An 11,628-nucleotide genomic window follows, 5' to 3' on the forward strand; every position below is an offset into this window, starting at 1 on the left:
AGTGCGCATCCGCTCAGCGATAGGGTTTTCGCTTGAAGGCTCGTCAAGCGCTCCAATGGCGCGAATGGCCTTATCAAACAATTCAATTTGCGCGGGGAACGCGTCACGGAAAAAACCTGAGATGCGCAAGGTTACGTCAACTCGAGGACGACCCAATTTGGCCAAAGGGATAATCTCATATCCCGAGACCCTATGAGAACCTACATCCCATTTCGGTTTAACGCCGATCAGGGCCATTGCTTGTGCGATATCATCGCCGCCGGTGCGCATGTTGGATGTGCCCCATACCGACAAAGCGATGGCCGATAGATAGGTGCCATGATCCTGAAAATGGCGCGTGATGAGGTTTTCAGCGGACTTTTTGCCCAACTCCCACGCGGTGGGCGTCGGCACAGCGCGGTTATCAAGCGAATAGAAGTTGCGACCTGTCGGCAACACATCCAACCGTCCGCGTGTTGGCGCACCGGAGGGGCCGGGCGACACAAACTTACCGTCTAAGGCTTTTAGCAAATTGGCGCGTTCGAATGCACCAGACTGCTCCAACTTTGGTGATATCGAGTTTTGGATTTCAAGCAGCACTGCTTCGCTTGCTGACCACTGATCAAGGCAATCCAATTCGCCAGCAACCAATTTTGCCGCCAGCAATTCTAGCCGTTCAATGGTATGGCCCATATGTCGCCAGTTGTCGTTGGTTTGATCGACTAGAATCTGTGGTTTTGGCCCATCCCATTGTTCGCCCATTGGGGCAGACAGGGGATCAAAACCGAGCGCTAGATCATCTGCCAATGCGCGAATGAGGGATTTATCTTCTGCACGTTCTTCACCGCGCGGTACACGCGCTAGGGCAACCAGCAGATCAGTTTTTAACCGCCCCTGTGGCGCGTGACCAAATATGTGCAAACCGTCGCGTACTTGCGCTTCTTTGAGTTCACACAAAAACGTATCGATGGTCACGAGTGCACTATCATCAGGTTGATCGTCCAGCCCCATATCTTTGTCCAAACCCGTGTCACGACACAGATCAAGAATGCGGGTTTTAAGGTCTTTCAAACGGCGTTGATCAAGTCCGGCGGCATTGTAATATTCGTCCGCTAACGCCTCAAGGTCTTTTAACGGACCATAAGTCTCGGCGCGCGTCAGCGGCGGGGTCAGGTGGTCGATGATCACTGCGCCTGTGCGGCGTTTGGCTTGTGTACCCTCACCCGGATCATTGACGATAAAGGGATAGAAATGGGGCAAGTTGCCCCACAGCAATTGCGGGTAACACTGTAGGCTAAGCGCGTTGGCTTTGCCGGGCAACCATTCAAGATTGCCGTGCTTGCCGTTATGGATTATCGCATGCGCACCAAACTGATGGCGCAGCCATAAATAGGCAGCGAGATAAGCGTGTGGAGGCACCAAGTCGGGGTCGTGATAGCTCGCTTCAGCATCCAAATGGTAGCCGCGTGCGGGCTGCAACATGACGACCGCGTTGCCATAATCGAGCACGGGCAAGTGAAACAGACCATTACGCACAAATGGATCAGCAGCAGGATCGCCCCAGCGTTCTGTGACTTCGTTTTGCACTGATGCAGGCAATTGCGCGAATAGTTCTTGATAGGCATTTACAGATAGTTTGGCCGGGCTCTCACCGCGTGTCGGATGCGCATTTGTGGGGCCGCATTGCAAAGCTTCCACAAGGGCGTTGCCATTTTCAGGCAAATCGCCCAATCCATAATCTGCTTGCTTGAGGAACTTCAAAATCTCAACAGTTGATTGGGGTGCGTCATAGCCTACGCCATTGGCAATGCGCCCATCGCGGATAGGGTAATTGGCCAAAACGATGCCGACCTTGCGATCGGCTGCTTTGGTTTTGCGCAAAACAATCCAATTGCTTGCAAGCGTAGCCGCCGCATCAATGCCGGGTTGATGCGGTTGATTGGCGGATAAGGGGCATTGTGTACGCTCGTGCCAAATGTTTTGTTCTTTGTGGGCGATCAGAATATCGCCGATACGCCCGTCCAACTCAGGCAAGACAACCTGCATGGCCAAATCTTTAGCGCTAAGGCCCTGAATGTCTTTTTCCCAAACCTCGGCGGGTCGCCCACCTTGCAGCAGTTGAATGATCGGTGCATCCGTGTTGGCGAAAGGATTTTGCCCGTCGCTAAGGTCGTTGATGCCCAGCGCGAAGCCAGTGGCATTGAGGATCACGTCGGGTGTAAATTGTGCAAATGTTGCTTGCGCAAATTCAACACAAAGTTGTTCTTTGAGGGACGCGACGACCAACGGCAATGGTTGAACACCGCCCCCGTTCAGCGCATCTATTAACGCATGGATTGGGGCCATATTGCCGCCGTCGAGCAACGCGCGATAAAAGATAATCGGCGCGATGGGTTTGTCCGTATCAAGACTGACTTCTTCAAGAGCGAGCACACCTTTGGTCGGATGATAGATGCCTGCACGTGGTGTTTGCCTTGGCGTTGGCAAAGCTAACTCGCTTGCAACGATTGCCTGCATGGCGTTCAGAGCTCCAGCCATATTGTCCGCACCGCCGGCCACAAACAAAGCATGCAAAGCAGCATAGGCATCATCGCTAACGGTCGAGCGGGTTTGCAGGTCTGGATCAGGATTTGCATCGCCGGGCAATAAAGCGAGCGCAATGCCATTGTCGGCACAAATGGCGGTGAGTTGGTCAACGCCATATGTCCAATAGGCACGACCACCAAGCAGGCGCACAACGATCAGCTTTGCGTTGATGGCCGTTTGCTCGATCCACAAGTCAACGGAGAAATTGTGGCTAATGCGCATGGTGTTGGCAAGGCGCAATTGGTCAAACTTTTGCGCATCGGCAGCATTTGCAAGCGCAGCCAGCTCAGTGTCGGCAGCGGACAGAAACAGAATATCGGCGGGCGACTGACCAAGGTCAATCGCTTCGCCTTCTTGTTGTATCTCCCCCGCTTGTGCGGTGAGAAGATGCATTAGATCTGTCCCAGCGCTGCCTGCAGTTCTTGAGTGATCTGATCACGGTTGAGCGGCGCTTGCCCAATAACCACCAGCGCGGTGCCGCGTTCATCTTCTGCACCCCACACCTTATCAAAATAGGTATCAATGCGCGGGCCAACCGCTTGCAACGAAAGGCGTGCGGGAGCATCTTTGATCGCCGCGAAGCCTTTTAGGCGCAAAATATCGTGCTTGCGGATCACGCTTTCCACGGCGTCAGACAATTGTTTTTTGCTCGGCACTTCAGGCAATCGAATGGAGAAACTATCAAAATCATCATGTTCGTGGTTGTGATGATGATGGCCATCACCTTGAGCCGCGTGATGGCGTTCGTGGTGCGACATGCGTTTTTCCATGTCCAATTGAGATTCGCTCTCGATACCCAACAAGGCCGCCATGTCGATCTCGCCTTTTTGCGTGCGAACCAGCTTGACCCCATCGCGCAAATGTTTGCGCAACTCAGCTTCAACTTCTTGCAATTTTGCCTCTTCAACCAGATCAGATTTATTGAGCAAAATCAGATCTGCGCACACCAGCTGATCTTCGAAAAGTTCACCCATCGGTGTGTCATGATCAAGCATTTCGTCTGATTGGCGTTGCGCATCGACAGCAGCTTCATCCGATGCGAAACGCCCTTCGGCCAACGCAGATGCGTCAGCCACTGTGACCACACCATCAACGGTTACGTCGGCTCTGATTTCAGGCCAATTGAACGCACGCACCAAGGGTTGTGGCAATGCCAAGCCGGACGTTTCAATCACGATGTGATCAGGGCGCGGATCACGCGCCAATAGTTGGGTGATGGTCGGGATAAAATCTTCCGCCACCGTGCAACAAATGCAGCCGTTGGCCAATTCAACCATATCTGTTTCATCACACGCTTCGTCGCCACAGCCCTTCAGCACATCGCGGTCCACGCCCACATCACCAAACTCATTGATGATCAGGGCAATGCGTTTGCCTTTAGCGTTGTTCAAAACATGGCGCACCAGGGTGGTTTTTCCTGCACCCAAAAAGCCAGTGATTACCGTTGCCGGAATTTTCGATTTCATTTTAGAATCCTTAACTCGAGAGAGTTTTGCTAGTGGTCTTGCTTTGATAGCCAGTCGTGGCTAAGCGCGTAGAGTGGCGCCACACTGAGCCAAAATGCTGCGGCCATGAAGTGCGCCGCTGATACATAATTGGCAGCAAGGTGCGCCGGGACCATGCTCGCATCATGACCTTCAGGCTGCGGTGCGCCCAAAAGGTGGGGCACAAGTAAAGCCACTATTGCCCCTGCGATAACCATAGGTTCAGGAAATTTAGCCATCGTAACAAAGGCCGCTGCTGTGACCACAACAGTGGCCCACCACCACACTTGACGCGCGCCTAAATCACCTGCAGGCATGCCCGGCAGTTCCGGCGCTAGCCCTAATGAAGGCGCGATTGAAAAAGTAATGAACCCTGCCAGACCCCACAACAAAGAGTTCTGAAGGTTAAATGGAATGGCGAACAATACTGAAATGGCACCGAGCATAAGCGCAAAACCAACGCCAACGAGCAGGTTTGCTGCAACAGTATATGCATTGCGCTCAAACCCATCTGTAGGTGCCCAGGCCGGAGGAGATTCTTCCACAGCTTGGTCGTGATCATCAGCATGCGCAACTTCAGTTTCTGACGTTTCAGCGGGCACGGCATGATGGTCATGATCGGCAGATTCATATTGTTCTGCTTGAATGATTAAAGGTACGACTTTCCAAAAAGAAAAACCGGACATAACAAGCCCAGCAGCAAGGCCCGCAAAGACCGCCGCAAACAAGATATTTTTAAACATTATTCTCTCCGAAGCGAAGCCTAGTGGCAGGGAAAACCCGTAGCATGGCGAGAATCGTGTGCACCATTATGCATACGTTGATCACCAGCAAAGCCGATACCCACCACCAAAAACGTGCCAAGAAACAGCGCAAGGGACCCGGCGATAAGCCGCTGAGAAATCGAAAGAGAAATTGTAGTCGTTTGAGTAGTCATTTTTAACACCCTCCGTGTGTGCATAATCGCAATGGTTGGAAAGGTTCCAACCTCTAGGTGTGGCAGGTCTCCTGGCTTGCGATTCGTAACAACGACACTTCGCCTTCCCGGCCCCAAATTTGAGGTCAGTGGCAAAAAGAAGCGCCGTCTGGTCGCTCACAGTTGCGGGGGCAGCCATGGTTTTGGTCCCTTTTGGGTACGCCGCACCATGTTCCCTTTTCATCTCGTCAACGAACTGCGCTGACAAGAACCACGCCGATGATCTGACATTAAAGCGTGGGGCACGTCAATCGCCAGATTGCAGCACGCCGCGCATCATTTGCCGTTTTCCCGCATGTCCGGGGCATTTCTCCACTTCAAAACCGGCTGCCTGCAAATTGCGCCGCACCCAACCGGCTACGGTATAAGTGGCGAACGTGCCTTTGGTTTGGGTCTTTGTGGCCAGGGATTGCATCAGCTCAGCTTCCCACATTTGTGGGTTTTTTGCAGGGGCAAAGCCATCCAAAAACCAAGCATCTGCTTTATTTTCCCAGCTTGGCAAGGTTTGGCGCACATCGCCGATCATCAATTGGAATGTTGTTTGTGTATCGATTTCTACAGTTTTTCCGCGGCTAATCTCAGACCAATTTGCCACCAGCTTTTCGCATAGCTTTGTGAGCATAGGCCAAGGGGTGATGGCACGAAGAATTTCGGCACTACCCATTGGGTAAAGTTCAAACGAAGTGAATGTTAGCTGCTGATGGGGTTGGCGCAGTTCAATCCATTGCCGCCATGTTTCCAACAAATTGAGCCCGGTACCAAAGCCAAGTTCGCCAATCGAAAAATGCTCAGCATTGGCCCAGCGATCTTGGACACTATTGCCGCGCAAGAACACGTGATCACACTCAAGCCGCCCATCGTTGCGTGAGTAGAAGTGGTCACCAAACTCACGGGAAAATGGCATGTCGTTTTCGTGCCATTCAACATTATTGTCTTTGCCCATGGCCCATTCCAATGAAAAAAAGGGGCGCCATCACCAACTGATGCGCCCCTTCAAATTGGCTACTTAGAGCCTTTACGCTGTTGCATGCAGGCGTTTTTCAAATAGGCCGCTATCTTTCAAGCCGCTAAGTGTTTTCACACAAGCAAGCACAGCAAGATCAACAAGCGGTTCAACAATGACCACGGTCATATAGGCTGCACCAAATGAGAGCACGCTGGCCACGTTTGCAGCGCCAAAACCTTGGCCGTAAAATGCCCAGAACATAACCCAAGCAACAATGCCGCCTTGGTAAAGTGTTGAAAGCTGAAGTGCTTGACCATACCCAATGTCTTTATAGGCAGTTTTTGCGGGAATGATTTTTCGTGCAACAAGGGCCATTGCAAACAATGGGCCGAGCAACGATGTCACGTTCATGCCGTATTGTGGCAGATCAATCGGCGCAAAAAGCACACCTTGCAACAAAAGCCCTGCAGCAAGGCCGATGGCTGCGGGTGCAGCACCAAACAGCAAGAACAGGGTTGAGCCCATGATCAAATGGACTTCAGAAACACCAACCGGGTGGTGTGGCAACACTTGAAAATAGAAGAAGACCAAGGCGGTGCTGAACAAAGCGCGGATGGCAAGCGATGCCGCGCCATCGGTTTTCACCATGTCCCATGCGATTTTGGCCGTATAGCCCAATGCGCCGGTTGCTGTTGCGTAGCTGAGAGTGATTTTTGCACCATCTACGATGCTTGGTTCGATATGCATAATCGATATATCCTTTAACTCCGTCGCACTTACCCCGTGCGAAGCGTCGTTCTACGTTTTAGGCATTTGAGGTAAACAGTTTTAGGGCAATCGCCTAAACCTGTTGCATCCCACGATACCCGGTTCCAATTCACTTTAGGCCGGTCTCCGGACTTATGAGGTGAGCAAAAACTCAGATTGGATCGCCTTCCCACGAAAACGCAGTGGCTTTTTGGCCCAATCTATTCTCATCTACCGTTGCGGGGGCAGTGTTGGAATTGGCCCCCTAATTGGGTCGACCGCACCAACTTCCCGTTTCACCCATTCAAAATGGCTTTATCGCCGAATGGACACCTGAAGTACTGGCGAACCTAAAATTTGCGGTTTGTCTTGTCAATGAACATTGAATGTGGTCAATCCAAAACTATGAGTATTTCGGCAAGCAAAAATTATGATTTAGCGGTTATCGGCGGCGGTGTCGTTGGGCTTTGGTGCGCGTACTTGGGCGCAAAAGCCGGCTTAAAGATTGCCTTATTTGAGGCAAACACCATCGCTTCGGGCGCAAGTGGTGGGCTTTTGGGTGCCCTAATGCCGCATATGCCGACTCAATGGTACGAAAAGAAACAGTTTCAATTTGAAGCCCTGATTGATTTGGAACCGTTCGCCCAACAGCTTGAAGCTGAAAGTGGCATAGACTGCGGCTATGCCCGGGTTGGCCGAATTTTGCCACTCAGCCTGCCCGAGCATGAAATTGAAGCCAAGCAAAAATGCGATGCGGCAGCCATTCAATGGGCACGGCCAAACCGCAACTATGAAATGCGTACCGTAAAAAAACCGACGCACCCCAATTGGCCGCACGAAGACGTGATGCCGCATGGCGCGACGATTGACAATTTTTCGGCTCGCATTAACCCGCGCGGGGTCACCAGCGCTTTGTTGAGATGTATCAGCGATAAAGTTGATATTCTCGAAAATAGTCCCGTTGAGTTGCAGGCCGACAAGAGTTTAAAAATGCCTGATGGCGGGCACATAATTGCACGTGATATTATCGTTACGGCGGGGCTTAACTCTTTTGATTTGCTGCAGCCCTTTGTGCCATCATTGTCTGGCCGCCCGATCAAAGGCCAAGCGGCCATGCTCGACACAAAGTTAGACCCGCAATTGCCTGTGGTGCATCAGGCCGGAGTTTACCTTATTGTACACAATGACGGGCGAACGGCGGTCGGCAGCACGTCAGAGCGTGAGTTTGAAGATGGGCACACAACAGATCATCTACTTGAAGAAGTGATTGAAAAGGCGCGTCGGATTTGCCCCTTGGTTGGCAATGCCCCCGTTGTAGAACGCTGGGCAAGTTTGCGCATGCAGCCTTATGGTCGAGACCCATTGGTTGGGCCGGTTCCTGAACATGAGGGCCTGCACATTTGTACGGGCGGGTTTAAGATTACCTTTGGCATTGCCCACCGCATGGCGGCTGCTGTTTTGGCGCCGATTATTGGCAACCCCGCTTTGGAAATGCCACCCAGTTTTCAAGTTGAAAACAGGGTTAATCATATATTTCCAAGAACTTAGACCGATTTAACCAAAAAATTTTACTGAAACAATTAACCTTCAAATCAAGAACAACTCATCAGACCTACAGCTTCCGCTATCCTTTAACCGGTCATTTACGGCTTGGACCGCTTTATCAAGCCAACGAGAAAGACGGGAAACCCGCGCTCGAAGGTTATTCAGGGCTAGGCCGAAATTTAGGAGATAATGATGGGACGTTGGACACAGGTTGAAAAGGGCGGTGCGGACAATTTTGGCAAGGGCCAAGTCAGCATTCAGCACAAACTCAATGATAGTGGATTTTTCACAGATGAAGCTTTGGCTGAGCTGATCGACAAATATCCACGCGAATATTACATGCTCAACACAATGACCAAGGTCGGTGAAGAGAAGGTTTGGCGCTCTGGCGACAAGGGCGACCTAACGGGCGCAGAAATCGTCAAAGCCATCCACGATGGTCAGGTATGGATGTGCTTGCGTCGTTTTGATGTGGTGGCTCCAGAATATCACAAGCTGATCGATGATTCATTTGAAGAGCTGGAAGAGGGCAACCCCAAGCTTAAAACCTTTAAGCGTGAATCTAGCCTGCTTATTTCTTCGCCAACGGCGCGGGTTTTCTACCATACAGATATTCCGTTTATTTGCTTATGGCACCTGCGCGGCAAAAAGCGGGTTTGGCTTTATGATGCGGACAATAAGACCCATTTGCCAGATCAAACGCTTGAAGGCGTGATCTTGCGCGAAACTGAAGAAGAAGTTGGCTATGATGCCAATTGGGACAAGGAAGCACAAAGTGTTTTGCTTGAGCCAGGGCAAGCCCTTTCTTGGGAGTTGAACGCACCGCACCGTGTTGACAATGTTGAGGGCCTCAATGTTTCAATTACCACTGAGTTTTTCACCCCAGAAGCACAGCGCAAATATGGTGTTTATTACACCAATGGTTACCTGCGTCGCCACATGGGAATTGAACCAAAGTCCACCAACACAGACGGCCTTGGTGCCTATGCGAAATGTGCCGTGGCCTTGGGTATCAAAAAGCTTGGTTTGCTCAAGGGCAAAGAGCGCAAGATGATGTGTTCGTTCACCATGGACAAAAACGATCTCACCAAGATCGTTGACATCCCTGCCAATGAGCAGTGGGAAATCAAACAGGCCTAATAGTTTTTGCCTGATCAAACATTAAAGGGTTGCGGCGTGTCGCAGCCCTTTTTTGTGTCGCTTCCTTCATAAGGAATTGCTTTCACTCCTCGCTACGCTAATCTTGGTTCATGAAAAGTGATCCCAATAGAGAACCAAGCGGCTTTGGACGATTGTTGCGTTTTTTGCGTGAACGACGTGGACTAAGTCAGCTCGCTTTATCGTCTGGCGCCGGTACAACGCCACGCCATTTGTCTTTTGTTGAAACGGGTAGATCGCGTCCCGGGCGTGACCTTATTTTGCGGCTCGCAACCGCCTTGCAGCTATCATCTCGCGAGATCAATCAGTTGCTTGGGCTTGCGGGCTTTCAAGCGGCACGAGCAGAATATCAGTTTGGCGACCAAAGAATAGAACCCTACCGCGCCGCGATTGAAGCGGTGCTTGAGAACCACAACCCCTACCCCGGTTGCGCCATGAATGGTGCGGGGGACATTCTGCTTGCAAACAAGGGATATAAAGACTTCGCGCCCACAGCGTTGACCTCAACCCCTGAAGAACGTGTTGAGACCTTCTTCAACCCCTTGGGGGACGCGCCAAAACTGGTCGAAAACTGGGCGGAGGTTGCACATGGTTTATTAGACAGGCAACGAGCTGAATTGGCGGGGTGTTTCAATCAACGGCTCGAAAAGATGGTCTTGCGCATGGAAAAGCATTTGAAAAACGTTGTGCGCCCTCAATTTAAGGGGGGCAATGATATTGTCCTCTCACCGATATTGCTGGTGGGCGACAAACGGCTTTCAACATTTTCAACCTTTATGAAGTTTTCTCATGCGCACGAAGTGACCCTAAGCGAAATTCGCGTAGAGCTGACGTTCCCAACGGATGAAAAAACCCGATTGTTTTTTGAAGAATTGGCCAAAAAATAGCGATCCCTCCCTATCCGGGAATTGGGTTTATACCCTTGCTTCATACATCCTTGATGTTAGCCAAGGAGAGCAACATGAAGTTGAAATTTTATATAGACATAAACGTTCCGGCACAAAAGGCCTGGCACGAACTGAGTGAAGGTTTTGGAGATACAGGCAAATGGACGAGTTTATTGGATAGCTCGATCCTTATTGGCGCGGCAAAATCAGGGGCACACCGAGAGTGCCGCATTGGCAAGAGAACCTTAACTGAACATATCACCAAAATGGACCACAATGATATGCAGGTCGATTACGAACTAATTGATGGCCGCCCGCCGGTCGTTGCATATGCATTTAACAGCTGGTCTGTTTCCCCGTTAGGCGAAACCAGATGTCGCGTTACCATGTTGCCGGACATCAGGATGAAATGGTGGGCCCAACCTATGGGTATGCTGGTTCGGTTCGGACTAAGCCAAACAATGCCCAAAGTCCTCAATGAGTTTAAGCATTGGGTCGAAACGGGTCGGGTGCACCCTCGAAAAGCAAAGAAGAACTCAAAAAACAATATGCAAAATGTCGCCACTGCGACTTAGCGCAAAGGCAATTCTGCGGCATTTTATTTGGGGCCGGCCATTTGGTCGGCCTTTTTGTTTACATGTTTAGGAACATATTCCGCCAAACTTAGAATCGTTCTAAAGCATTGATTTTTCGTTTGATTTTAAATCTAGATTATGTAACTCCACTTAAACGATGCTTGAATTCTTCGCATATTCTGGCAAAAACTGTTAAACATACCAACGTGGAGCATTGGCAATTTGAAGCCAATGAAATCGGATGAATATTTTTAAATCTTTGGCAACTGCGGGTGCTGTTGCAGCCCTGATGACGTCATCGGCATTTGCTGGCGCACACGATGTAAAAAGCCTATTGGCAAACTATGCAGATATTGCGCAGGCCGGTTACGAAGACAGTTTGATCACCGCAAAGGCGCTTGATCAGGCCATCGACAATTTGCTCAGCGAGCCCACCGCCGCCAACCTGGATGCCGCACGTACAGCTTGGATCGCTGCGCGGGTTCCTTATCAGCAAACAGAAGCCTATCGGTTCGGCAATGCAATTGTTGATGAGTGGGAAGGCAAGGTAAACGCTTGGCCACTTGATGAGGGGTTGATCGACTATGTAGACCTTGGGTATTACGGCGCTGAAAGCGACGAAAACGGCCTTTACACTGCAAATGTTATTGCCAACAAACAAGTCATCATTAATGGCGAGCCGGTCCAAATCGACACGATTACCCCAGATGCAATTGCCAATAAACTGCATGAGGCTGGTGGTGTT

At 50.8% G+C, this 11,628-nt stretch carries 11 protein-coding genes and 2 riboswitches; of the genes, 5 read left to right on the top strand and 6 right to left on the bottom strand.

Annotation, left to right across the window (positions count from 1 at the left end; genetic code table 11):
- The 6 genes from cobN to Q0231_RS10940 all read right to left on the bottom strand — a co-directional run.
- Positions 1-2,958 (bottom strand): cobaltochelatase subunit CobN (cobN, locus tag Q0231_RS10915; protein WP_299347696.1); only part of this gene is annotated, 2,958 nt, incomplete at its 3' end.
- The gene (cobW, locus tag Q0231_RS10920) at positions 2,958-4,031 is read right to left on the bottom strand and encodes a cobalamin biosynthesis protein CobW (RefSeq protein ID WP_299347697.1); all 1,074 of its coding nucleotides are present in this window, start codon (positions 4,029-4,031) and stop codon (positions 2,958-2,960) included. The genes cobW and cobN, both read right to left, overlap by 1 nt.
- A 29-nt stretch (positions 4,032-4,060) precedes the next feature.
- Positions 4,061-4,792, bottom strand: a complete 732-nt coding sequence (locus Q0231_RS10925) for a CbtA family protein (RefSeq protein ID WP_269392967.1) — start codon at positions 4,790-4,792, stop codon at positions 4,061-4,063.
- A gap of 20 nt (positions 4,793-4,812) precedes the next feature.
- Complete coding sequence (locus Q0231_RS10930) at positions 4,813-4,986, bottom strand: CbtB domain-containing protein (RefSeq protein WP_269392968.1); 174 nt, start codon at positions 4,984-4,986, stop codon at positions 4,813-4,815.
- A 43-nt stretch (positions 4,987-5,029) separates the two neighbouring features.
- A riboswitch (cobalamin riboswitch) is annotated at positions 5,030-5,256 on the bottom strand.
- Positions 5,257-5,272: 16 nt separating this feature from the next.
- A complete protein-coding gene (gene mnmD / locus Q0231_RS10935) occupies positions 5,273-5,968 on the bottom strand; it encodes a tRNA (5-methylaminomethyl-2-thiouridine)(34)-methyltransferase MnmD (protein ID WP_299347698.1) in 696 nt (231 codons plus the stop codon).
- Between the two features lie 72 nt (positions 5,969-6,040).
- The gene (locus Q0231_RS10940) at positions 6,041-6,718 is read right to left on the bottom strand and encodes an energy-coupling factor ABC transporter permease (RefSeq protein WP_299347699.1); all 678 of its coding nucleotides are present in this window, start codon (positions 6,716-6,718) and stop codon (positions 6,041-6,043) included.
- A gap of 120 nt (positions 6,719-6,838) precedes the next feature.
- Positions 6,839-7,070, bottom strand: a riboswitch (cobalamin riboswitch).
- Positions 7,071-7,123: 53 nt separating this feature from the next.
- Between Q0231_RS10940 and Q0231_RS10945 the strand changes: the two genes are divergently transcribed.
- The 5 genes from Q0231_RS10945 to Q0231_RS10965 form a co-directional block, all read left to right on the top strand.
- A complete protein-coding gene (locus Q0231_RS10945) occupies positions 7,124-8,266 on the top strand; it encodes an FAD-dependent oxidoreductase (protein WP_299347700.1) in 1,143 nt (380 codons plus the stop codon).
- 189 nt (positions 8,267-8,455) lie between these two features.
- Positions 8,456-9,403: a hypothetical protein gene (locus Q0231_RS10950; RefSeq protein ID WP_269392972.1), complete on the top strand. Its 948-nt coding sequence runs from the start codon at positions 8,456-8,458 to the stop codon at positions 9,401-9,403.
- Between the two features lie 155 nt (positions 9,404-9,558).
- Positions 9,559-10,308, top strand: a complete 750-nt coding sequence (locus Q0231_RS10955; RefSeq protein WP_299347701.1) for a helix-turn-helix domain-containing protein — start codon at positions 9,559-9,561, stop codon at positions 10,306-10,308.
- A 74-nt stretch (positions 10,309-10,382) separates the two neighbouring features.
- Positions 10,383-10,883 carry an SRPBCC family protein gene (locus Q0231_RS10960; RefSeq protein ID WP_299347702.1) on the top strand — a complete coding sequence of 167 codons (501 nt, stop codon included), beginning with the start codon at positions 10,383-10,385 and terminating at the stop codon, positions 10,881-10,883.
- A gap of 241 nt (positions 10,884-11,124) precedes the next feature.
- Positions 11,125-11,628 (top strand): imelysin family protein (locus Q0231_RS10965; protein ID WP_299347703.1); only part of this gene is annotated, 504 nt, incomplete at its 3' end.

This window comes from uncultured Maritalea sp., from assembly GCF_937139385.1.
In the GTDB taxonomy this organism is placed as follows: Bacteria; Pseudomonadota; Alphaproteobacteria; order Rhizobiales; family Devosiaceae; genus Maritalea; species Maritalea porphyrae_A.